Source organism: Collinsella sp. CLA-JM-H32 (assembly GCF_040098165.1).
Classification (GTDB): domain Bacteria; phylum Actinomycetota; class Coriobacteriia; order Coriobacteriales; family Coriobacteriaceae; genus Collinsella.
The window spans coordinates 87,728-110,429 of sequence record NZ_JBBNMZ010000004.1 but is presented as its reverse complement, the minus strand read 5'-3'; the positions used below and the strand labels follow the sequence as shown (position 1 = coordinate 110,429).

Annotated in this window: 18 protein-coding genes and 1 tRNA gene; all 19 read right to left on the bottom strand. The window is 63.9% G+C overall.

From position 1 onward, the window contains the following. Positions 1–156 precede the first annotated feature (156 nt). Positions 157–2,988, bottom strand: a complete 2,832-nt coding sequence (locus AAA021_RS03635; protein ID WP_349088040.1) for a molybdopterin cofactor-binding domain-containing protein — start codon at positions 2,986–2,988, stop codon at positions 157–159. Beyond that, entirely contained in the window at positions 2,988–3,890 is a 903-nt protein-coding gene (locus AAA021_RS03630) for an FAD binding domain-containing protein (RefSeq protein WP_349088039.1), read from the bottom strand. Before AAA021_RS03630 ends, AAA021_RS03635 begins: the two co-directional genes overlap by 1 nt. Positions 3,891–4,132: 242 nt before the next feature. Continuing rightward, entirely contained in the window at positions 4,133–5,488 is a 1,356-nt protein-coding gene (gdhA, locus tag AAA021_RS03625) for an NADP-specific glutamate dehydrogenase (RefSeq protein ID WP_006234098.1), read from the bottom strand. Positions 5,489–5,744: 256 nt separating this feature from the next. Next, entirely contained in the window at positions 5,745–6,140 is a 396-nt protein-coding gene (locus AAA021_RS03620) for a DUF3343 domain-containing protein (protein ID WP_349088038.1), read from the bottom strand. Between the two features lie 15 nt (positions 6,141–6,155). Further along, entirely contained in the window at positions 6,156–6,788 is a 633-nt protein-coding gene (locus tag AAA021_RS03615; RefSeq protein WP_349088036.1) for a molybdenum cofactor guanylyltransferase, read from the bottom strand. A 154-nt stretch (positions 6,789–6,942) separates the two neighbouring features. Continuing rightward, positions 6,943–7,039 (bottom strand) — tRNA-Sec (locus tag AAA021_RS03610). A 36-nt stretch (positions 7,040–7,075) separates the two neighbouring features. After that, positions 7,076–9,043, bottom strand: coding sequence for a selenocysteine-specific translation elongation factor (gene selB, locus AAA021_RS03605; RefSeq protein ID WP_349088035.1), 1,968 nt, complete (start codon positions 9,041–9,043; stop codon positions 7,076–7,078). Further along, entirely contained in the window at positions 9,043–10,497 is a 1,455-nt protein-coding gene (gene selA / locus AAA021_RS03600; protein WP_349088034.1) for an L-seryl-tRNA(Sec) selenium transferase, read from the bottom strand. The genes selB and selA overlap by 1 nt, the downstream gene beginning before the upstream one ends. 76 nt (positions 10,498–10,573) lie before the next feature. Further along, the gene (locus AAA021_RS03595) at positions 10,574–12,691 is read right to left on the bottom strand and encodes a molybdopterin-dependent oxidoreductase (RefSeq protein ID WP_349088033.1); all 2,118 of its coding nucleotides are present in this window, start codon (positions 12,689–12,691) and stop codon (positions 10,574–10,576) included. A 122-nt stretch (positions 12,692–12,813) separates the two neighbouring features. Next, positions 12,814–13,653, bottom strand: coding sequence for a formate/nitrite transporter family protein (locus tag AAA021_RS03590; protein WP_349088032.1), 840 nt, complete (start codon positions 13,651–13,653; stop codon positions 12,814–12,816). A 39-nt stretch (positions 13,654–13,692) separates the two neighbouring features. After that, complete coding sequence (hycI, locus tag AAA021_RS03585) at positions 13,693–14,196, bottom strand: hydrogenase maturation peptidase HycI (RefSeq protein ID WP_349088031.1); 504 nt, start codon at positions 14,194–14,196, stop codon at positions 13,693–13,695. Next, complete coding sequence (locus AAA021_RS03580; RefSeq protein WP_349088030.1) at positions 14,196–14,777, bottom strand: formate hydrogenlyase maturation HycH family protein; 582 nt, start codon at positions 14,775–14,777, stop codon at positions 14,196–14,198. Before AAA021_RS03580 ends, hycI begins: the two co-directional genes overlap by 1 nt. After that, positions 14,778–15,560 (bottom strand): NADH-quinone oxidoreductase subunit B family protein, encoded by a 783-nt coding sequence (locus AAA021_RS03575; protein ID WP_022095195.1) that lies wholly within the window; start codon positions 15,558–15,560, stop codon positions 14,778–14,780. A 2-nt stretch (positions 15,561–15,562) separates the two neighbouring features. Beyond that, positions 15,563–16,279, bottom strand: coding sequence for a formate hydrogenlyase complex iron-sulfur subunit (locus tag AAA021_RS03570; protein ID WP_196022398.1), 717 nt, complete (start codon positions 16,277–16,279; stop codon positions 15,563–15,565). Between the two features lies 1 nt (position 16,280). Further along, a complete protein-coding gene (locus AAA021_RS03565; RefSeq protein WP_349088028.1) occupies positions 16,281–18,053 on the bottom strand; it encodes a hydrogenase large subunit in 1,773 nt (590 codons plus the stop codon). 4 nt (positions 18,054–18,057) lie between these two features. Next, positions 18,058–19,623 (bottom strand): hydrogenase 4 subunit F, encoded by a 1,566-nt coding sequence (locus AAA021_RS03560; protein ID WP_349088026.1) that lies wholly within the window; start codon positions 19,621–19,623, stop codon positions 18,058–18,060. A 3-nt stretch (positions 19,624–19,626) separates the two neighbouring features. Further along, positions 19,627–20,280 (bottom strand): hydrogenase 4 membrane subunit, encoded by a 654-nt coding sequence (hyfE, locus tag AAA021_RS03555; protein WP_349088024.1) that lies wholly within the window; start codon positions 20,278–20,280, stop codon positions 19,627–19,629. A 10-nt stretch (positions 20,281–20,290) separates the two neighbouring features. Beyond that, positions 20,291–21,748 (bottom strand): hydrogenase 4 subunit D, encoded by a 1,458-nt coding sequence (locus AAA021_RS03550; RefSeq protein WP_349088022.1) that lies wholly within the window; start codon positions 21,746–21,748, stop codon positions 20,291–20,293. A gap of 16 nt (positions 21,749–21,764) precedes the next feature. Then, on the bottom strand, positions 21,765–22,688 hold the full coding sequence (locus AAA021_RS03545) for an NADH-quinone oxidoreductase subunit H (RefSeq protein WP_006234113.1): 924 nt from the start codon (positions 22,686–22,688) through the stop codon (positions 21,765–21,767). Positions 22,689–22,702 lie beyond the last annotated feature (14 nt).

The following is a 22,702-nucleotide window of genomic DNA, read 5'->3' as shown; positions in this document are numbered from 1 at the left end:
CGCTATAGCCATCAACCGGAAACTGCAACCCGTTTTGAGCCCCTATTCCGGGATGCACTTTCCGCCAGGGGCCTCAAACGGAAACCGCATCCCGCAATTCGGACGAAAAGCGGGATGCGGTTTCCCCGGGCTTGCCAAAGGGCGGCGGCGCCTCGTCTACTCCCCCAGCAGGGCCTTCTCGGGCGTGATGGGCAGTGAGCGAACCTGATGGCCGGTGGCGTGCGCCACGGCCGAGGCAACGGCGGCGAGCGGCGTGTTGATGACGACCTCGCCGATCGACTTGGCGCCAAACGGGCCCGTCGGCTCGTAACTCGGCTCAAAGGCCACGCGAATGCTGCCGATATCCAGGCGCGTGGGCAGCTTGTAGCTCATAAAGTTGCCGGTGCGCAGGCGGCCGCGGTCATCGTGCTCAACAATCTCGTAGAGCGCGTGACCGATACCCTGGGCAATGCCGCCCTCGGCCTGGACGCGCGCGAGCGCCTCGTTGATCACGGTGCCGCAGTCGACGGCCGCCGCGTAGTCCACCACGGTCACCTTGCCGGTGGCCTTGTCGACCTCGACCTCGGCAATGCCGGCCATAAACGGCGGAGGCGAAACGGACAGGCAGGCAGAGGCATGCGAGGTGAGCGCGTCGCCGCCCGCGATGTTCTTGACGCACAGGTTGGCAAAGTCGCGCAGCGTGAGGTAGCGGTTCTGCTCGCGCGCGGCACGCTCGTCGGACAGACGAACGTACTGCCCATCGAAGACCACGTCGGCGGCGTCCACATCCCACATCTGGGCTGCCTTGGCGCAAATCTTCTCACGGAGCTCGCTCGCAGCGTTCTTGGCGGCAAGGCCCGTCACGTACGTTCCCGAGCTCGCGTACGAGCCGGCGTCGAACGGCGACACGTCGGTGTCCACGCCGCGCACCACGATCAGCGAGCTCTCAACGCCCAGCTCCTCGGCGGCAATCTGCGCCAGGATCGTGTCGACGCCCATGCCGTTATCGGTGGCGCCGGTGCCGATGGTAATGAATCCATCCTCTTCCAGGCGCATGTCGATGCCGGCGATATCCACGTTGGAAATGCCCGATCCCTGCATGGTGAGCGCGCAGCCCAGAGCACGCACGCGATCGCCCAGGTCAACGGCCAGCGGCTTGTCGCGCCAGCCGATCATGTCCATTGCGCGCAGCAGGCAGCGGTCGAGCGCGCAGGCGTTGAGTTTCTCGTTGTAGTACTGCGGCATGATCTCGCCCTCGCGCACGATGTTCTTAAGGCGCAGGTCGGCGGGATCCATGTGCAGCATGTCGGCGAGCTCGTTGACGGCGCTCTCCACGGCAAACTGGCCCTGGGTGGCACCGTAGCCGCGATACGCGCCGCCGCGGTTGGTGTTGGTGTAGACGGCGTCCCAGCTAAAGCGGCTCGCCTTCACATGGTTGTAGATGGGCAGGCTTTTGTGGCCCGAGAGGCCGATCGTCGTGGTGGCATGCTCGCCATAGGCGCCGGCGTTGGACAGCGTGTGCAGGTCGATGGCCGTGATGGTGCCGTCGTTCATGGCGCCCAGCTTGACGGTCATCTGCATCTGATGTCGCGAGTTGCCCGCGGTGATGGTCTCCTCGCGGGTGTAGCAGCAGTAGCTCGGACGACCGGTCTGCTGGGTCACGAACGCCACGAAGATCTCGCAGCAGCCCGTCTGCTTGGAGCCAAAACCGCCGCCGATGCGCGGCTTGATGACCTGCACCTGCGACTGCGGAATGTCGAGCGACTGCGCGACCATGCGGCGCACGTGGAAGGGCACCTGCGTAGAGGTGGTCACCGAGATGCGCCCAAACGCGTCGGTCGTCGCGAAGGCGCGGAAGGTCTCCATGGGCGCGGTCTGCGTGGCCTGGCTGGTGTAGGTGCGGGTGAAGACGATGTCACTCTGGGCGAATGCCTCGTCGAGGTTGCCAAAATCGCTGGTACCGCTGCACACCAGGTTGCGGGGCACGTCGCCGCCCTGCGGGAACATAAAGGTCACGTCGCCCTCGGGGTGAACCACGATGTCGTTATCGAGCGCCTGGGTAAAGTCGAGCAGCGGCTCGAGTACCTCGTAGTCGACCTTGATGAGCTTGAGCGCCTTGTCGGCGGCCTCCTCGGTCTCGGCAGCGACGATCGCCACCTCCTCGTTTTGGTAACGGACGAGGTTCTCGAGAATCAGGCGGTCGTAGGGACTCGGCTGCGGATAGCTCTGGCCGGCAATGGTAAAGCGGCGCTTGGGCACATCCTCGTAGGTGTAGACGCCCACGACGCCGGGCACCCTCAGGGCGCGCGACGTATCGATGGAGCGGATCTTGGCGCGGGCATACGGGCTGCGCTTGAGCTTAACGATAAGCGCGCCGGCGGGCACCATGTCGCCCGTGTAGACGGGACGGCCCTCGAGCAAGGCCTTCGAATCCTTCTTGGGCTGCTTGTGGGTGATCTGCTTGTACGCGACACCGTCGCAGCTCGTGTCGTTGACGGGCAGCTCGGGCATCTCGAAGCCCACCTGCACGCCGGACTCGTTGAGGAAGCGCACGATAGCACGCAGCTGGCTCTCGTAGCCGCTGCAGCGGCACAGGTTGCCGGCGAGCTGGCGCGAGAGCTCCTCGCGCGTGGCGACGAGGCTCGGGTCCTCCTTGGCGGCGCGGGCAAGCGCCAGCACGTTCATGATAAGGCCGGGGGCGCAAAAACCGCACTGCTCGGCGCCTTCGGCAGCCATCGCACGGGCGAGCGCCTCAGACTCGGCCTTGAGGCCCTCGAGCGTAGTGATGGAGCGACCCTCGACGCGCGCGGCGGGAACCGAGCAGCTCAGCACCGGGTCGCCGTCGAGCCACACCGTGCACAGGCCGCAGTTGGTGGTCTCGCAGGCGCAGCGCACCGACGCGCAGCCCTGCTCGCGCAGCAGCGCAAAGAGCATGGTATCGGGGGCAATCTGAACCTTGACCTTACGGCCGTTGAGCGTAAAGGAAAGATCGATGAGTTTGGCAGCCATTAGCGCACCTCGCTAGAATCGACGCCGGGCACGCGGCGGCAGGAATACTCGTCCGTGGCAAACTTAGGCACTTGCACGGTCTCGAGCTCGCGGGCAAGCGCGGCCGAAAGCTCGATGCCGGCGGCGCGGCGCACGGCCTGGATGGCGAGCGGGGCCGAGATGCGGCGACGGTAGTCGGCTGAGCCCCACAGGTTGGTGCCGTAGCTCAGCGTGCGTACGGAAGCGGCCAGGGCGCGCAGCTCGTCCTCGGAAGGCTGCTCGCTCAACAGGCCGCACGCCTCGCCCTGCAGCAGGGTCGCGCGCAACGGGCGGGCACCCACGGTGACATGCCAGCTGTTGTCCCACCAGGCGACGGTGACGTTGAGCGAGGGGAAGTCGGTCGCGGCCTTGCGCACGGCCTCGTAGCTCGCACGGTAATCGTGCTTAACGACCACCACGTGCTCGATCACGTCGCGCACGTAGCCCATGTCCACGAACTCGGCGAGCGGCACGCGACCGGCGCCCGTCAGCTCAACATAGGAATCGAACGCGAGAAAGGCGGAGAGAACGTCCGAGAAGCCAAAGCGACCGTAGATGCTGCCGCCCACCGTGGCGGTATTGCGCAGCTGCACGCCCACAATGTCGTGGACAGCAAACTCAAAGACATTGTTGACAAGCGCGTTGAGCCCGGCATGACGCTCGAGCTGGCGCAGGGTGCACATGGCACCGATGCGAAACTCGGTCTCGGTCTCCTCGATCTGATCGAGTCCGCAGGCCGAAAGGTCAATCGCCGTCGCCACGCGACGCGAACCCAGGCGCATCCAGATGCCGCCGCCCACAATCTTGTTGTTGCGGTTCTTCTGTAAGAGCTCATAGGCTTCGGCCGCGTTTCCAACACGGACGTAGGTACCGAACTTGAGCACGTTCTCCCCCATCTCTTCACTTGTCCAGTACTTTTAAGTGTACCAAACGAGGGGCCGCACACCGTTTTAGGACAAAATCCACCCACCCATCCATAACTTGCGGTGATATACGGACTGATTAGCCGTTCTGGGACGCAAAACAGTCCGTATATCACCGCAAGTTATGAGGAGTCCTCCGGGATAGAAAAAGCTCCCAGCCAAGATGACTGGGAGCCTTCTGCGATGCTATATCAAGCGAAGATTTAGCAGACGCCCTGAGCGAGCATGGCATCGGCGACCTTAAGGAAGCCGGCGATGTTGGCGCCCATGACAAAGTTGCCCTCCTGGCCGTACTCCTTGGCGGTGTCGTCCACGTTGTGGAACATGCCGCGCATGAGCTGCTCGAGCTTGCCGTCGACCTCCTCGAAGGTCCAGGACAGGTGCTCGGCGTTCTGGCTCATCTCCAGGCCGGACACGAGCACGCCACCGGCGTTGGCAGCCTTACCGGGCATAAAGGCGACGCCGTGCTCCTGGAAGTAGGTCGTGGCCTCGATGGTCGTGGGCATGTTCGCGCCCTCGCCGACCACCTTGCAGCCGTTGGCGACGAGTGCCTGGGCGTCCTCGAGCAGCAGCGTGTTCTCGCGAGCGCAGGGCAGCGCGATATCGCAGGGAAGCTGCCACACGCCACGGCCGTCACCCTCATGCCACGTGGCATTGGGCTTCTCGTCGACGTACATAGCGAGCGTAACGCCCTTGTCGTGGCCGGAGCGCTTCTTGTTGTAGACATGCTCGAGCACGGTGTAGTCGATGCCGTCGGGATCCTCGACCCAGCCATGGGTGTCGGAGCAGGCCAGCACCTTGCCGCCGAGCTGGGAGACCTTCTGGACCGCGTAGATGGCGACGTTACCGGAGCCGTGAACGACGACGTTCTTGCCCTCGAAGGAGTCGCCGCGGCTCTTGAGGTACTCGTCCACAAAGTAGGCCAGGCCGTAGCCGGTGGCCTCGGTACGGGCGAGCGAGCCGCCAAAGGAGAGGCCCTTGCCGGTAAGGACGCCGGTCCACTCGTTGGTCAGGCGCTTGTACTGACCGAACAGGTAGGCAACCTCGCGGCCGCCAACGCCCAGGTCGCCGGCGGGAACGTCGGTGTTGGGACCAATGTGGCGATAGAGCTCGGTCATGAAGGACTGGCAGAAGTGCATGATCTCGTTGTTGGACTTGCCCTTGGGGTCAAAGTCGGAGCCGCCCTTGCCGCCGCCCATGGGAAGGGTGGTCAGGCTGTTCTTGAGGATCTGCTCCAGACCCAGGAACTTGAGCATGCCCAGGGTGACCGTCGGGTTAAAGCGCAGGCCGCCCTTGTAGGGTCCAATGGCAGAGTTGAACTCGACGCGGTAGCCGCGGTTGACCTGGACCTTGCCCTGATCGTCGACCCAGGGGACACGGAACATAACGATGCGCTCGGGCTCGACAAGGCGCTCAAGCAGGGCGGCCTCCTCGTACTCGGGATGGGCGTCGAGCGCCGGCTGGATGGTGCCGAGAATCTCGGTCGCGGCCTGGATGAACTCAGGCTGCTCGGGATAGCGGGCCTTGAGCTCGTCGAGAACTTTCTGCGTGTAGCTCATGCTTCCTCCAATTGATGGAAAAGAAAAGTATCGTTCGAGGCGCCCCATGCGCCGCGAGCTTTATCGATTATGGATAATATCGCACTGTTGCAGCAAAGTTACGCATAAGCCGACGAGCAGATGTTTCGTTTTGATTACGATGCAGGTAGAAGCGTTTTTGAGTGCCTGACGTGCAAAACCTGTGTTTCAAACCTGTTTCGTCCACGTGTTCCAAACCACAACAAAGGTGCCTGTCCCCAATGTGGTGGTGTGGTGGTTAGAGGACGAGCTGATGGTAGTCGGCGGGGGTTATGCGGCCCTCGGTGGCGGCGCGGAAGGCGGCGAGCGCATCGCCCGAGAACGGCATGGCCCAGCACAGGCCGCAACCTTCGGTAATGGAGCCGGGCAATGGCATGATGCGCCCGGGCACGCCGGCATCCAGGCACAGCTGCTCGCATTCCATCACATCGAAGGTGCTATCGAACGAAACGATGATCTTGCGTTCATGGTCGAGAGCATCACCGGATGGGCCTTCGCGGTGTGAATCGCGATACGCCGCGGCGGCCGCTTCCTCTTCCGCAGTATGTCCACAGCCACCGCAACCGCAGGTACAGGGTTCGGACCCGTCGCAAGTGCAAGGTTCTCCCGTGTCGGGACAAATATCGTGAGACATGGCAACTCCAATCGTCTAGGCGAGTAACTCGGCCGCCGCAAACTCCTCGGGCGTATTGACGTTCTCGAAGCAGAGCGTCGAGCCCGCGGCCTTAACGATCTGCGGCTCATCCATATAACCGGCCTGAACGCGATTGATCAGGCAGCGAATGCGCTGTCGGTCGCAGGAGAGCAGCTCTTGGGCAACCGGCGCACACGCGTCACGGCGCCAGACGGCGCAAAGCGGCTCAATTCCCCGCTCCTCGCGCGGCACGCACACGTCGAGCACCTCGGCCTCAACACGATCGGCAAGCACGCCGATGAGTTCCGGCGAGACAAACGGCATATCGCAGGCGACGATCGCCACGAGCGGCAATCGCGCCGCGGCCAACGAGCTCGCGATGCCGCGCATAGCGCCCGCCGGCCCCTCAAGGTCCGGAACTATTCGCGGCGCAAGGCCGCCAAACGCGCGCTCCTCAAGATAGGCAAGCTCGCTGGGACGCGAAGTCGTCACGATCAACTCGCCGGCAACTGGCGCCAGCCGACCCAGCACGCGCTCGATGAGCGGTTCGCCGCAAAACGTCATGCGCGCCTTATCGCGGCCCATGCGTGAGGACAGCCCGCCCGCTTGGACGACGCAAGAAAGATCGACCCGTCTTACGGTAGTCATACGGCAAAACACCTCCATCGGCATGCTCGAAACCCGACACACGAAGCCAAATACCGCCGCAGAAATAGCAGCGCTACGAAAAGCTCGTGCAAAAACAAAACAGCGCCTTTGCGGCACGCAGCAAGACCGCGAGCACAAAAGCGCTGGTAGCGTATGGCGGGAACGTATGTGAATCGAACACATCCAAGACGTTTTGCACGCCTCGCAACGGTTTTGAGGACCGCGGAGCCCACCGGAGCCCATCCGTTCCCAAGTGCGGCGGTATTTTACCAAACCGAGCAGCCAATCTAGCGCAGGGAGCGCAGGCCGCCAGAATCCTTGTCGAGCACCGTAAAGCGCACGGCATCTAGGTGCTCCAAGATGCTGATTGCACGTTTGCGCGACACACCCAGGGCCTCGCGCAGCACGCTCGTGGTGGCTGCACCGCCGGCTGCCTCAATGGCGGCGGCAACAAGCTCGCGCGCATGGGCCTCGGCGGCAGCGGACAGGGCAACGTCGCGCTCGACCTTAACGATCGAGCGATTGAGCGAAAGCTCGCGCAGGGCACGCGTCATGGTGTCGCGATCGAGCTGCAACTGCTCGCCCACCTCGGGCAATATCGGTGCATCGAGGCCGGCTTCGTCCAGCAAGGCAACGATACGTTCGCAGGCCTCGCGCACCACGCGTGCCGCCGCGGCGGCCGAATGCGGATCGAATACCTCGGCGCCCTCAGCGGCGCACACGCCGCGCGAGCAGCCCTCGGCAATCAGAGCCGCGGCAACGCCTTCATCAGCGGCAGGCCACGCAGCATGGGCAACGGCGCCGGGCGTAAAGCCCGTCTCCTTGGGAGACGCCGCATGCATGGCTGACAGGGTCGTCGCCAGTGCATCCATCGCGGCGTCGAGCGCGGAAGAATCTGCATACAGCGAGCCACCCGAGCCAGCAAGCGCGCAAGCAGCGCCCTGCGCCACCAGCCCGCGCAGCGCCGCCTCAGCCTCACCGGCAACAAGATCGAGCGCCGCGGTAACATCGGCAGCCGCAACCGGCAGCGCTTGCAGCGCCAGCCACGCATCCACAGCGCCCTCAATATCTCCGGCCTCGAGCGCCGCATACAGCGCACGCTCCCCTTCGGCAAGCTCGCGAGAGCGGCGGCAGCGAGAAAGCAGCACGCGCCCGCCGCCGATAAGCATCACGGGCGAATAGGACAGCACCACGGCATGGTCTCCGGCACGCAGCGGCAGCGGATCATCCAGGCGCACCTGCACGGTACGGGTCTCGCCCACCGCCATGGGGGCCTCGCCCTCCAATAGCATGATGCGGCCGACGACCTCGGCCGTGCCGGCCATCACATGCACACGCGCGCCCGACTCGAGCACGCGCGGCTTGGCGCCCTCGCGGCCGAGGTAGGTGAACGTCATCATAAAGCGCAACGTCTGGCCAAAGCGGTCCGCAACGCCCAGCATCTCGCCACGGTCAAGCGCCGCGGCACCGTCACCAACTAGGTTGAGCGCCACACGCTGACCAGGCAGCGCGCGCGGCGTATCGCCATGCACCTGAATCCCGCGCACGCGACAGACCGTACGCGACGGCAAGGCCATCAGCTCGTCGCCCACCGCAACCGGCGCGTCGTGCAGCGTTCCCGTTACGACAGTACCGACGCCCTTGATCGTAAAGCAGCGGTCAATCGGCAGGCGCGGCGCGGCATCGCCACGATCGGCACGCTCGCGACAGGAATCCCAGCAGGCACTTACCTGCTCGTCGAGCACCGCAAGGAGCCCGTCGATCCCCTCGCCCGTCTTAGACGACACGGGCACAATCGGCGCGCCCGCAAACACGGTACCCGACAAAAAGTCATCGACATCGAGCTCGGCAAGCTCGGTCATCTCGGCATCGGCCAGATCGCGCATGGTCAGCGCCACCACCATGTGCGTGACACCCAGCAACTCCAGTACATGCACGTGCTCACGCGTCTGCGGCATCACGCCCTCAACGGCAGAGACCACCAGCACGGCAACATCGATACCCGTGGCGCCCTGCACCATGGCGCGCAAGTAATGCGCATGCCCCGGCACGTCGACCAGGCCGACGATCTTGCCACTCGGCAGTGCCAGCTCGCCAAAACCCAACTCCACCGTCATGCCGCGACGACGCTCGACCTCCAGGCGATCGGGATTCTTGCCGGTCAACGCCTCGATCAGTGCGGACTTACCGTGGTCAACGTGGCCCGCCGTGCCAACGATAACGGGACACTCCACCAGCGCTTGAACCTCACTCATCATGCGACCGCCTTCTCAACGCACGCGACGAGCGTCGATGCCGCCGTCTCGATATCGCGGTCGCCCACGAGCGTGCGCACATCAAACAGAATGCGGTCGTGCGAGGCGCGCGTGACGACCGGCGTATCGAAGTCTTGGACGAGCGAGCGCTTGAGCGCATCGACGGACAGGCGCCCGTCAACCGGGCAGACGGCCACGCACATCGTGGGCAACTCCACGGTAGGCAGCGAGCCGCCGCCGGGAGTCGACGACTCCTCGACGATTTCCACCTGCACGGCGCACGGGCAGCCAGCCTTATCGAGGCCTGCCACCATCAGCTCGCGCAGCTTGCGTGCGCGACGCTCCAGATGAGCCTGCGGAAGCGTGAGCATGTTGAGCACCGGTACCTCGCGATGGGCAACATCGGCGCCGTCCATGTAGATGCGCAGCGTAGCCTCGAGCGCCGCCAGCGCGAGCTTGCCCGGGCGCAGGGCGCGCATAAGCGGATGCGACCCGCAGGCCTGGACCAGATCGCAACGGCCCATGATAATGCCCGCCTGTGCGGCACCGAGCAGCTTATCGCCCGAGCATGACACGATATCGAGCCCCGCCGCGACCGAAGCCGGCGTGGTTTCTTCGCCTCCGCGCACCAAGATGTCGTCGGGCAACAGCGCGCCCGACCCCTGGTCCTCGTAGAACAGCAGGCCATGCTTGTGGGCCAGAGCAGCAAGCTCCCGAGAGCCTACCTCCTCGTGAAAGCCCTCGATGCGATAGTTGGAAGGATGGACCTTGAGGATCATGGCCGTATCGGGTGTGATGGCTTGCTCATAATCTGCCAGGTGCGTGCGGTTGGTGGCGCCGACCTCGACGAGTTTGGCGCCCGAAGCCGCCATGACATCGGGGATGCGGAAGCTGCCGCCAATCTCGACAAGCTCGCCGCGGCTGACGATGACCTCTTTACCCGCGGCATGGGTGGCAAGCACCAGCAGCACCGCGGCGGCGTTGTTGTTAACGACCAGCGCGTCCTCGGCACCGGTAAGCGAGCGGATGAGCTGAGCGGCATGCTCCTTGCGCGACCCGCGCGAACAGGTGTCGACGCTGTACTCGAGCGTGCTATACCCGCGCGCGACATCGGCCACGGCTTTGGCAGCTGATTCCGCGAGCGGGGCGCGCCCCAAGTTGGTATGGATAACCACACCCGTGGCGTTGACGGCGGGACGCAGGCTCGGCAGCGCGGAGCGATGCGCACGCCACTCGATGGCCGAGGCCAGCTCGCGCTTGGAACGCGGGGCGGCGCCGGCACGAATGGCGGCGCGCTCCTCGTCGAGCTCGGCCGTGACGGCGGCATGCACCACCGCGTCGCAGGTCTCCCCCGCCGCCTTCACAACCGGCCACTCTGCGAGCAGCTCGTTGACGGAGGGAATGGCGCGCAGGCGGGCGCGCACCTCATCGGACATGTTCTGGCTATCGCTCATGTGCGACCTTTCAAAACCAAAGGTGAATCAATCGTTCGAACGTCAAACTATCAGCCAATTCGATCGGCTGAGTCAATCAATCGCTATTATCCTCGCGTGCCGCGATCTTTTCCACGCGAACGGCGTTTTCCTGGGTGAGCGCGGCGCCCGTCAACGGGTCCCAACGCAACGGTGTATGGTCGAGCGGGCCCACGCCCAAGGCTTGAGCGCCGCCGGCATCGGCACCAAACGAACGCCCGCCGGGAGCGGCCGAGGTGAAGATGCACGCCGGATGCAGATACGGCGTCGTCTCCACGCGCACGCGGTCGCGGCCCATATCGCTCACCAGCTCGACGACCTCGCCATTGGCGATACCCATGCGTGTGGCAACACCGGCATTCATCTGCACGGCGTCCAAGTCGGAACCCGCCTCGGCGGCACCTGCTGCCGCGAGCCTGCGCGAGGTATGCGACTCAAAGGGTCGATTGCCGCTAATGAGGCGAAACATCCCCGGGCTGGGCTCCACCATGGGCGCGATCCAGTCGGGCACACGACCCATGCCGGCTCGCTCCCATATGTCGCTTGCCAGCGCAATCTTGCCGCCGGCAAGCGGAATCACCGGCTCACCCGTGCGCGTCGGCAGCGCCATGCCCGTATCGGCCCAGCCGCGCTCCATGAGCTCGTCCAGATCGATCCCAAAAGGCGCCACCTGGGCAGCCGCCAGATCGTCAGACGTAAACTGGAAGTACTCGCCCACGCCACACGCCTGCGCCAGACCGGCAAAAATCTCCCGACCGGGACGTGTGTCGTCATGCTGCACGGGCAGCACGGCGTTGCGGTAGAACACGCGCGCATCGTTGGCGCCCGTCACCGTTCCCACGCCGCGGTCAGCCTCCAGATACGTTACGTCGGGCAGCACGAAGTCAGAAGCACGCGCCGTCTCGGACCAGCGAATATCAATCGTCACGAGCAAGTCGAGCTGCTGCAAAATACTCAACCAAGCCTGTGCATTGCCATAGCCCGCACCGGGGTTACTGGCATAGACGATGAGCCCACGCAAATCGCCGGCAAGAATCGACTGACCGATAGTCGTGCACAGGCCGCGCACCGGATCGACCAGCGGATAGCGCTCGGACCCCAGCTTGGGCCCGCGCGGCACCGGCGGCGTCGCAAAGCATGCGGGATCGAGGTCGCCCAACACAAGCGGCGTGGGCGGGTTGAGGGCACCGCCCGCGTGTCCGATGCAGCCCAGCAGCACGTCGACCAAGCAAATAGCGCGCGCGGTCTGGGTGCTATTGGCATACGCGATTCCGATGCCACCATGAAAACCCGCATCCACCACAGCGGCAGGCGCGGCGGCAGCGAGATCGCGCGCCGTGGCGACAATCTCTGCGGCCGGCACGTCGCACATCGACTCGGCCCACTCGGGCGTCCAAGCAGCGGCTGCCTGTGCCAGCTCGTCAAAGCCTGTGGCGTAGCGGGCAACGAACTCGTGATCGTACAGGTCCTCGACAATCAGCACGTGGGCAATACCCAACAGTAGCGCCAAGTCGCAGCCCGGGCGCACGCGGAGCCAGCGATCGGCAATAGCAGCCGAACCGCTGCGCCGGGGGTCAACCACGATGACCTTCGCCCCGCGCCGGCGCGCATCGTTGAGCGCATCAACGGCCCCCATCGTCGACGAATCGACAATGGAACGCCCCAAATACATGATGCAATCGGTATGTGCCAGGTCGGAGGCGGGACTATAACCCAGGCTGTGCTCCCAACCGGTAAGTCGGCTTACCTCGCAAGCACCGTCGGCACCGTACACGTTGGGCGAACCCAACGCATGCATAAGGCGATAGGCCCAGTAGCGGTCGAACGAGGGCACGCCGAGCGTCATGCCCAGCGCACGAGGTCCGCGCTCGTCAATAATCCCCAAAAGACGCTTGGCAATCTGAGCGAACGCCTCGTCCCACGAAATCGGATCGAACCCCGAGCCATCAGCTCGTCGGCGCATGGGATGCAAAATCCGGTCGCGCTCGTCAAACGGCATTGCCAGGCGATGCCGTCCGCGGGCGCAGAGGGCACGCGCCGCGCACGGATGCCCCGGCACCGGCAGCTCGGCCACCGCGCGACCGTCCTCAACGCGTGCCGCAAAGGCGCAATCGGCATAGCATCCCCCGCATGTGGTCACCACGGCGCGACCGTCACGCTTCACAGCAGATGCCATCTCGATTACCCCTTTCATCAGCCAAACACAACAGGCCAAAAGCCCGGCAACGAGCCCCAGACCCAAAAAGCCTCCCGCACGGCAACGCCCCGCGGGAGGCCCAACGTCAAACAGACGGTACCTTACGCCTCGGACTTCTTAGCGTAGATAAACCAGTAGCCGAGCGCGATCAGAACCGCGCCGCCCACGATGTTGCCCAGCGTGGCGGCGGACAGGTTAAACGCAATGCCCGCAGCGTTGAGCGAATCGGCGCCGGCGACGTCGGCACCATAGCCGCACGCGTGCATCACGGCGCCCATGGGCAAAAAGTACATGTTGGCGACGCAGTGCTCAAAACCGCAGGCCACAAAGGCGGCGATGGGCAGCAGAATGCCCACAACCTTATCGACCACGGTCTTGCCGGCGGTACCGATCCACACGGCCAGGCACACAAAGATGTTGCACAGGATGCCGCGGAAGAAGATCGTCACCCAGTCGATCGTCACCTTGCCGGCGGCGACGCTCACCATGGAATTGGCGACCGCCTCGCCGTTGAGCTTGTAAATGCCGGCCATGTACACCAAAAAGACGATGAACAGGGCACCGACAAAGTTACCGACCCATACGACGACCCAAGCCTTGAGCATCTGGACCAGGGTGATCTTTTTGCTCTTGAGTGCGCAGACCATAAGCGAATTGCCAGTAAACAGCTCGGCGCCGCACACCAGCACCAGCACCAGGCCCAGGCAAAAGCACAGGCCGCCCACGACGCGCTGGGCACCCCAGCCCAGCGTGCTGTCGCTCAAAAACACCGTAAAGAACAGGCCGCCGAAGGCGATAAACGCACCGGCGAACATTGCCAACAGAAAGGCCTTAGCGACCGGCAGGTTAGCCTTGGTCACGCCGGTGGTCTCGGTCTTGGCCTCGATCGCGGCGGGCGCCAGGCAATCGGGAGCGGGGTACTCCACCTTGGAATCTGCCATGTCAATCACTTCTTTCCTAATCAGCAGGGACAAGCACTCCTATTGCTCCTGCCCCAAGCGGACAAAGTGGGAAAAGTCGTTGGCGGCCACGGCGTCGTACACGGCGTCGACGGCCTCAAAGACCTCCGGGGACATGGGGTTATAGAACTCCGTATCGCCCGGCTGAATCCCTATGAAGACGATATCTTCGCACGATCGCTCAATCTCTTCGATCAGAATCGACAAAGGGAGCGAATGCGTGGTGAACATCGACTTACGGGCCACATCACGTTTGTCGAGCAAGCGGATGGCGCCGACGGGCAGCGCCATATCGGCGGCATCGACCAAAACCAAACGCGGCGGACGCTCACGCTTGACCTCGATGATGTCATCCTCGGGCGTCTGACCGCCATCGATGGTGTACCAGCCGGCAAGCGGCGCGTCCTCCATCTTTTTGGAGAGCACGGGGCCGGCGGCATCGTCAGCACGCAGCACGCTTCCCGCCGTGAGCACAATGCCCGCAAACGGGGCGCCGTTCACACGACCATCCACAACGCGACCCATTACTGCAACCTCCCCGTCAGATACACGCCCGACACATCGCGCACGCGTTCAATCAGATCGCGAAACTTCATTAAGAACGCGACCTGCTGGGCATGCAGGCCAAAGTCGTCATCGAACACCGAGATGCCGGCCTTGGCCGAACCGCGAAAACCGCGATCGTCGAGCAGCGTGTCGCAGGCCTCGAGCAGCGACGGCACCGCCGCCTTGTCGAGCTGGCACTCACCAAAGGAGCGGATGGCCTCGAACTTGGTTTTGGCCTCCCCCTCCGGCAGCGCGTCGAGGAGCGAATAGAACACGTTCACCGACACCGACAGGCGCGGCTCAAAGCAGTCGAGCACGCCGGTGTGGTGGCCCACGGCGAGCGTGTAGTACAGCACGTCGCAGGCCTCCTGGGGAACGTCTTCCTCGGTCTCCACAAACTTACGCGTGAGCTCATAGAAGACCACCTGGTCGGGCGTATGGCCCAGGCAGGGGTCGGCGACGCCCTCGGCGGCCTCGTCGCTTGCGCGCGAGGCATCGCCAAAAGAGCCGCCGAGCATGCCGGGGCCCGCAAAGTAACCAGAGCGGTCCGTGAGCTCCATCTAGCGACCTCCGGCCAGCACCAGATCCTGCAGCGCCGAGTAGACCTCAACGCGGCGAGGATCATCCTGCTTGTCGATGAGCAGCGCCATGGCACCGCGGATATCGCCCTTGGGCGCGCCCTCGAGCGTATCCATAAACTCGTTGGCCAGGTCGCGGCCGTAACGGTAGCCGCTCATGGCGCGAGCCTCGCGCTCGATGGCAACGCGCAGCTTGTACGGCACGCCGGGGTGCAGGATATCGGCCTGCTCGCCGGCGGCCTCCACCGTGGTCTCGGCATGGAGCTTTTGGTCCAGCAGACCGAGCGCCATGGCAAAGCCGTAGATGGTCTGCGCGGGGCTGGGCGGGCAGCCGGGGATGTAGACATCGACCGGCAAGATCTTGTCCGTGCCGCCCCAGACGCAGTAGTTATCGTAGAAGATGCCGCCGGTGCAGCCGCACGCGCCATAGGACACCACGATCTTGGGATCGGGTGCGGCCTCAAAGGCGCGCAGGGCCGGCATGCGCATGGCACGCGTCACGGCGCCGGTGTACAGCAGCACATCGGCGTGACGGGGCGAGGGCACGACCTTGATGCCAAAGCGCTCGACGTCGAAGACGGGCGTGATGGAACCGAAGATCTCGATCTCGCAGCCGTTGCAGCCGCCGCAGTCGACACGGTAGACGTACACCGAGCGTTTGATCTTCTTAAGAAGGGTCGCCTTGGCCTTCTCGATGCTCTCGTCGAGCTCGATCTTGGTCGGGCGGTACTGGAGCCGCTCGGGCAAAAGCGTGGGTTCGGCCATGGTTACTCCTCCTTCGTTTCAAAATCCATGATGATGCCCTCGACCGGTGCCGGACCGGCGGGAATCTCGGGCGCATCGGGGTTGAGCTCGCGGTCGATATACTCCGGGTTCACGCCGTGGCCGCCCAGATACTCCATGCCGGGGCCCTGGGGCTCACCGGACGCAAGCGTCTCGTTGGCAGCCATGCCGTGCGCGTTGCCGGTCTTTACGGCCGAGGCGGCGCGCAGGGCGTCGAGCTCGCGCTTGCACTCCTGGCACATACCGACGGTACGGGCGGCCTGCTCGGCCTCCATGCCGCCGGCCTTTTGCAGCAGGCGCTTGGCGTAGTCGATCTCCTTGTGCGGGGCAAACGGCTTGCCGCAACGCGAGCAGTGCTCGAGCGTATAGACGCTCTTGCTGGTGAGGTCGTCCTTGCTCATGACGGCCAGCTCAAACTCCTCGGTAAGCTTGATGGCCTCCATGGGGCAGGCTTCCTCACAGCGACCGCAGAAGATGCAGCGGCCGTAGTCGATCGACCAGGTAATGGTATCGGCCGCAAGGTCGGTGTCCATGCGAATGGCATCGGCCGGGCACGCCACGCCGCAGGCACCGCAGGCGATGCAGAGCTCGGCATTGTGCTCGGGCTTACCGCGCATGTCCTTGTTGGTGGGGAACGGCGCAAACGGGTACTTGACCGTCGCGTCGCCGGCCTTGGCGTTAACCTTCCAAAGCTTCAGCATATTAGAGCGCCTCCTCATCGAGCGGAGCGGCCATGGTGCCCTCGCCCGCGAGCGGCGACTTGTCGCGCCAGACGTTCTCGAACTGCTCCTTGTCGAGCACGTGGTCGCGCTTGGCGGCGACATCGGTCACCGTCACGCGGTCGGTGCAGGAGTAGCACGGGTCGAGCGAGCCGACGATCAGCGCCGCGTCGCCCACGGTGTTGCCGCGGAACATGTAGCGCAGGACCGGCCAGTTGCTGTACGTGGCGGCCTTGGCGCGCCAGCGGTAGCACTTCTGGTTGTTGCCGAGCATGGCCCAGTGCACGTCCTCGCCGCGCGGTGCCTCGGTGGCGCCGATGGCGTACTTGTGCGGGGTGTACTCCCAATCCGTAGTGAGGATGGGGCCCGACGGGCAGTTCTCGAGCATGGTCTCGATCATGTCGATCGAATCGTAGACCTCCTGGATGCGAACGGCGGTACGGCCGAAGGCATCGCAGGTGTCTGCCGTGGCGGCGTGCATCTTTTGGACATCCGGATCGGCGTAGCCATCGAAGGGATGGTCAAAGCGCACGTCGCGGGCATAGCCAGAGCCACGCATGAGCGGGCCGACCGGCGAGAAGTCGCGAGCGATCTTGCGGTCCAGAATGCCGATACCGCTCGTACGCTCGATAAAGTTGGGCGTGGAGAGCAGCATGTCGACGAGCTCCTGAACCTCGGAGCGCAGCTGGTGGATGGTCGTGAGCGTGGAGAGCTTCTGCTCGGCCAAAATGTCGCGACGCACGCCGCCGATCACGTTGAGGCCGTAGGTCTTGCGGTGACCGGAAAGCTTCTCGGCCAGGTCCATGGACTTCTCGCGGACGCGGAAGAACTGCTGGAAGCCGGAGTCGAAGCCCGTGTAGTGCGATGCCAGGCCAATGTTGAGCAGATGCGAGTGCAGGCGCTCAACCTCGAGCATGATAGCGCGGATGTACTGGGCGCGCGGCGGGACATGAATGCCCTGGGCGCGCTCGACGGCCTCGGCATAGGCCACCGAGTGGGCGCAGCCGCAGATGCCGCAGATGCGGTCGGCGAGGAACGTCACGGCGTCATAGTTCAGGCGCGTCTCGGCGACCTTCTCCATGCCGCGGTGCACGTAGAACAGACGGTAGTCGGCGTCGACGATCGTCTCGCCCTCGACGAACAGGCGGAAGTGGCCGGGCTCGTCGGAGGTAATGTGCAACGGGCCCATGGGGACGAGCGTGGTCTCCTTGCCCTTGGTGTCGGCCAAGAACTCGTAGTTTTCCATGTCGCTCGCGGGAGCGGGACGGAAGCGGTAATCCATGGAGTCCTTGCGCAGCGGGTACAGGCCGCTGGGCCAGTCATCGGGCAGCACCAGGCGGCGACGATCGGGCAGACCCTCGGGGATCAGGCCGAACATATCGCGCAGCTCGCGCTCGCCCCACACGCAGGCGGGGACGAACGGCGTCACGGACGGGAACGTCATCTTGGCGGGATCGACCTCGGCACGCACGGTCACCCAGCCGGGATCCTCCCCCTCCATGGAGATGACGTAGTACACGGCGTAACGGCCGCACAGGGAGCGCTCGTCGTTGCCGACAATCACGGGAATCCAGCCGTAGCGCTCGTAGTACAGGTAGTGGACGGCCTCAGGCAGACGGTCCAGCTTGACGGTGATCGTCAGCTGGTCCTCGCACTGCCACTCAACCTTCTCGATAGCGCCCGGCACTGCGGCGCGCAGGGCCTCGACGTGGCTTTCGCAACGACGAGCGTAGTCCTTCTTTTCAGGTTCTGCCATGGTGCTAATTCACCTCGCTTGTCTTGGTCTGGGAACTGAACACCATGCGGTAGAGAGGAGCCTCGTGGAGCTCTTCGACGCTCTGGTTCAAAACGACGGACGTTGCATCCTCGACGCCGCTCGTAATGGCGACCGGGGTGGCGATACCGAACCATATGACCACGATCGCGAGGGCGATCTCGGGGATGATCATGAGGGCGGGCACCTCGTGGCGCTTCATGCCCTCGGGCGCCTTGCCGAAGATGGACTTGAGCGCAATGCCGGTAAGGGCAAAGTACACGCCGGTGAGGCCGATGGCCACGAGCACGACCACCCAGATGGGACCGGACTGGATGCCGGCCACGAAGGTGAGGAACTCGGAGATGAACAGGGCGAACGGCGGGAAGGCGGCGAGCGCGAGCAGGGCGATGATGGTGAGCGCTGCCGTGACAGGAGCGATCTCGACGACGCCCTTGATCTTGTTCAGGTCGCGGGTGTGGTAGATGTGCTGGATGTTACCGGCCATGCAGAAGGCGAGCGCCTTCGTGAAGCCGTGGAAGATGCAGTGCAGCAGGCAGGCGGCGATACCGAGCGGACCACCGATACCCAGGCACAGCGCGACCACGCCGACGTTGTCGACGGAGGAGTACGCGAAGCGGCGCTTGATATCGTCCTGCTTGAAGATGCACAGGGCAGCCACCAGGATGGACAGCGTGCCCAGGATGAGCAGGAGCGTTCGCGGATAGGTGTCGCCCACCGTGATGATGGACAGGGAGTAGAAGCGGATGATCACCAGCATGGCGCACTTGAGCAGCACGCCCGAGAGCAGCGCGGAGACCGGGCTCGGAGCCTGGGAGTGCGCGTCGGGCAGCCAGGTGTGCATGGGGAACAGGCCCGCCTTGGTGCCGAAGCCGATAACGATGAACGCGAACGCGAGGCGCACGAGCATCGGGTCGAACTGGTCGGCGTAGGGCATGATGGAGGTGAGGAAGGCGGCCTCATGCGCGTTGGGCATGATATCGGCGGCGTTCGCGTAGATGAGCAGCGTACCGAACAGGCCGAAGGCCACACCGGCGGTGCAGACCATCGCGTACTTCCAAGACGCCTCGAGCGCCTGCTTGTTCTTGTAGATGCCCACGAGGAACACGGTCGACAGCGTAGTGGCCTCGACCGCCGCCCAGGTGAGGATGATGTTGTTGGACAGGCAGGCGAGCAGCATCGTGAAGACGAACAGGCTGAACAGCGCGTAGTACTGCTTGGTGCGCTCGGCCGGCATGGTCTTCTCCTCGATATCGATCTTGATATAGGAGATGGAGTACACGCCGGTGATGAACCCGATGATGCCTACCAGAAGGACGAAGATCGACGAGAGCGAATCGAGATGGAGCCACAGGCCCAAAGCGTCGATATTCTGCCCGCTCGAGAGCATGGTTCCCGCGGTGACGACCGAAAGGACAAGGGTCGCCGCGACGGAGATGGTGTTGAGCCCCGCGAAGACGTTGTAGGACGTCGTCTTGGGGAGCGCAGCCATAATCAGGGAGAACACGAGAGGACAAGCGAGCAGGGCGACCGTCAGCATTGAAACATCCATGGCCTACCCCTTCAATTCGGTCAGGTCGTGGGAGTCGAGCGACTTGGTGTCGTTCCAAATCCTCACGACGACGGCGGACATGATGATGACGGCGAAGATGGCGTCGGTGGCGATGCCGATCTCGATGATCTCGGGGGCCGTGGGCGCGAGCAGAGCGAGCGTCACGTGGCTACCGTTCTCCATAAGGCAGTACCCGAAGATTTGCTTGAGGATGTTGCGCTGGGAGATGATGCACGTGAGGCCGACGAAGAAGTGCGCGAAGCTGATGGCGAGGGCCGGAGTAGCCACCTCAGCGGTGGGCAGGCTCAGGCGCGTGACCACCGCGAAGCAGATGGCCACCTCCAGACCGGTGAGGATGATGGTCCAGGACGGCTTGATGGAGGAGGTCAGCGTGCTATCGGCAGGCGAACCCATCTTTTTGTAGGCACGGTTGAGAATGAACGGAACGAGGATCACCTTGGTGACGAAGGCCGACGCGGCCCACATGAGAAGCTCGGTGGCACCGGTGGTGAGGCCCAGGGTGAGCAGCACGCCCACCAGGACAACCGACTGGATCGCGTACCACTTAATGGCGGACGGGATGGTCTTCGAGACGACCACCATGGTGGAGGTCACGATCAGAAGACCGCCCAGGATATTGACTAACGAATAACCCATGTCCTACCTCCTAACCCATCCAACTAGAGGACAGAGGACCGGCGACGACGACCATGATCATGAGGACGACGAACACGAACGCCATGACGCGCGGAAGGGGCTGGCCGGCGGCCACGGTCTCGCTCGGCTCACCGGGCAGGACCTTACCCATCCAACGCAGGAACCATGCGAAGGTGGCGACGGTCTCGACGACCATGACGCACACGAGGACAAAGATGACCGTGTTGGTAGCACCAACCGCGAAGCCACCGGAAATGATCTGGAACTTGGAAAAGAACGTGCTCATGGGGGGCACGCCGGCGATAGCGGTCGCGGCGACCGCAAAGCCCACGCCCGTGACCGGGTACTTCTTCATGAGGCCCTGGATCTTGGGCAGCATACGGGTTCCCAGCGTGAAGCTGAGAGAGCCAGCGATGAGGAAGAACAGGGTCTTGGTGAACGCGTGGTTGAAGATGTGCTCGACGGCGCCGTTAAACGCCATCTGGCTTCCGAACACGGAGAGGCCCAGGCCAAAGAACACGTAGGCGAGCTGCGCGATCGTCGAGAAGGCGAGCAGGCGCTTCATATCCTTCTGGGGCAGGTACATGAGGAAGCCGAAGAGCATGGTCACGACGGCGTCGATGATGGCGACCCAACCGACGATCTCGGGGATATCGCCGGCGCTCGCAAGAGCGCGGGCGAACACGCACACGCCGACCTTAACCATGGACGCGCCATGAAGGTAGGCGGAAACGGGCGTGGGGGCCTCCATTGCGGAGGGCAGCCACATGTAGAGCGGGAACTGGGCGGACTTGGCCCAAGCAGCGAACAGGATGAGCAGCAGCACGACGGTCTTCATACCGGAATCGAGCTGGGAGATCGCGCTCAGCGCGAACGTGCCGGTTCCGGCGAACAGGAAGGCCGCGCCGATGTAGAGTCCCAGAGCGCCGATATGGGTGATGATGAGCGCCTTCATACCGGCCTTCTTGGCCGTGGGCGTCATGTAGTAGCTGATGAGGCCCCAGGAGCACACACCGGTGATCTCGAAGAAAACGAGCTGGCCGACGATGGTGGAGCTGTAGGCGAGACCGGCCATGGCGCCGATGAATGTGGAGAAGTACACGTAGAAGCGACGACGGGGCGCGTCGGGATGCTCCTTATTCTTATCGCTCATGTACGGGAACGAATAGATGACGACGAGCAGGCCGATAGCGACGAACGCGGGTGCGAGCAGCGTGCTCATCCGGTCGAATATGAAGCCCATGACCAAGGTCTGGCCCATACTCGCCCAGGTTACATCGACCGCGTTCATGCCGCTTCCGGCAAACGTCGCGGCCAAGCCAACGGAAGCGACCGTGGCGATGCCGCCGGCAAAGGCGCAGATCCATTTAGCGTAGGGACGCGGCAGCATGACGATGAGCAGGGAGCCCAGCATGGGGACGGCGATCGCCACCATGGCAAAGAGGGACAAGCTCGATTCGATTGACATAGTTTCTCCCTTCTCCCTACACGCCTACGACGACGAAGACGAACGCGAGGACCGCGATGCCGACGACGGCCCAGGTCTGGTTACCGAGCACCTTGAAGCGCGAACGGGAAACGGAGTTCTCGAGCACGCCGCAGACGACGAAATCGACCAGGCACTTGACGAGGAAGACGACGGCGCCCACGAGAGCGGTGACGCCGATGGTCGCGGGCTCTCCCCAGGGGATGAAGATGGAGGTGAACCAAGCGACGACCACGACCTGCTTCATGCCCATGGCGAGCTTCATCATGGCCAGGGACGGGCCGGAGAGCTCGGCGAGCGGGCCCTCCTGGAGCTCCTGCTCGGCTTCGGCCTGATCGAACGGAAGCTTGCCGAGCTCCATGTAACAGGCGGCCGCGAAGGCGACGCCGGCGAGGATAACGGCGACGACGCTCGAGACGTTGCCCGTAACGATGTGCTGACCCATGGTCGCAATGTCCGTGGAGCCGCACACGATGGCGACGGTGAACAGCGCGATGAGCATGGACGGCTCGATGAGCACGCTCATGAGGAGCTCGCGGATACCGCCGAAGCCCGCGTAGGCGTTGGAGGAATCCACGCCGGACAGCGCGAAGAAGAAGCGGGACAGCGCGAGCGCGTACATGATGGTGATGGCGTCACCAAAGACGGGCATGGGGCTCTGGAGCGTGAACATGGGCAGGCCCATGGCGAGCATAAACGACACCGCGAGGAACAGCGGCGGCATGATGCGCAGCACGAAGCTCGAGTCGGAACTCACGGACTCGGGACGCGCCATGAGCTTCGCGAGGTCCCGGTAATCCTGAAGGATGGACGGACCGCGGCGATTGTGCATCTTCGCGCGAATCACACGGGCGAGGCCGGAGAAGAAGGGCGCGACCAGCATGACCACGAGGCCCTGCGCCATCGCAAGAACGATGTTCATAATATCCTCTCCCC

Excerpts from the sequence above, each read along its gene's own strand:
- AAA021_RS03545 (WP_006234113.1), bottom strand. The coding sequence starts at position 22,688 with ATGAACATCGTTCTTGCGATGGCGCAGGGCCTCGTGGTCATGCTGGTC.
- hycI (WP_349088031.1), bottom strand. The coding sequence starts at position 14,196 with ATGGGTCGCGTTGTGGATGGTCGTGTGAACGGCGCCCCGTTTGCGGGC.
- AAA021_RS03590 (WP_349088032.1), bottom strand. The coding sequence starts at position 13,653 with ATGGCAGATTCCAAGGTGGAGTACCCCGCTCCCGATTGCCTGGCGCCC.
- AAA021_RS03550 (WP_349088022.1), bottom strand. The coding sequence starts at position 21,748 with ATGTCAATCGAATCGAGCTTGTCCCTCTTTGCCATGGTGGCGATCGCC.
- AAA021_RS03565 (WP_349088028.1), bottom strand. The coding sequence starts at position 18,053 with ATGGCAGAACCTGAAAAGAAGGACTACGCTCGTCGTTGCGAAAGCCAC.
- AAA021_RS03570 (WP_196022398.1), bottom strand. The coding sequence starts at position 16,279 with ATGCTGAAGCTTTGGAAGGTTAACGCCAAGGCCGGCGACGCGACGGTC.
- selB (WP_349088035.1), bottom strand. The coding sequence starts at position 9,043 with ATGAGTGAGGTTCAAGCGCTGGTGGAGTGTCCCGTTATCGTTGGCACG.
- AAA021_RS03595 (WP_349088033.1), bottom strand. The coding sequence starts at position 12,691 with ATGGCATCTGCTGTGAAGCGTGACGGTCGCGCCGTGGTGACCACATGC.
- AAA021_RS03580 (WP_349088030.1), bottom strand. The coding sequence starts at position 14,777 with ATGGAGCTCACGGACCGCTCTGGTTACTTTGCGGGCCCCGGCATGCTC.
- hyfE (WP_349088024.1), bottom strand. The coding sequence starts at position 20,280 with ATGGGTTATTCGTTAGTCAATATCCTGGGCGGTCTTCTGATCGTGACC.
- AAA021_RS03575 (WP_022095195.1), bottom strand. The coding sequence starts at position 15,560 with ATGGCCGAACCCACGCTTTTGCCCGAGCGGCTCCAGTACCGCCCGACC.
- AAA021_RS03560 (WP_349088026.1), bottom strand. The coding sequence starts at position 19,623 with ATGGATGTTTCAATGCTGACGGTCGCCCTGCTCGCTTGTCCTCTCGTG.
- AAA021_RS03615 (WP_349088036.1), bottom strand. The coding sequence starts at position 6,788 with ATGACTACCGTAAGACGGGTCGATCTTTCTTGCGTCGTCCAAGCGGGC.
- AAA021_RS03635 (WP_349088040.1), bottom strand. The coding sequence starts at position 2,988 with ATGGCTGCCAAACTCATCGATCTTTCCTTTACGCTCAACGGCCGTAAG.
- gdhA (WP_006234098.1), bottom strand. The coding sequence starts at position 5,488 with ATGAGCTACACGCAGAAAGTTCTCGACGAGCTCAAGGCCCGCTATCCC.
- AAA021_RS03620 (WP_349088038.1), bottom strand. The coding sequence starts at position 6,140 with ATGTCTCACGATATTTGTCCCGACACGGGAGAACCTTGCACTTGCGAC.
- selA (WP_349088034.1), bottom strand. The coding sequence starts at position 10,497 with ATGAGCGATAGCCAGAACATGTCCGATGAGGTGCGCGCCCGCCTGCGC.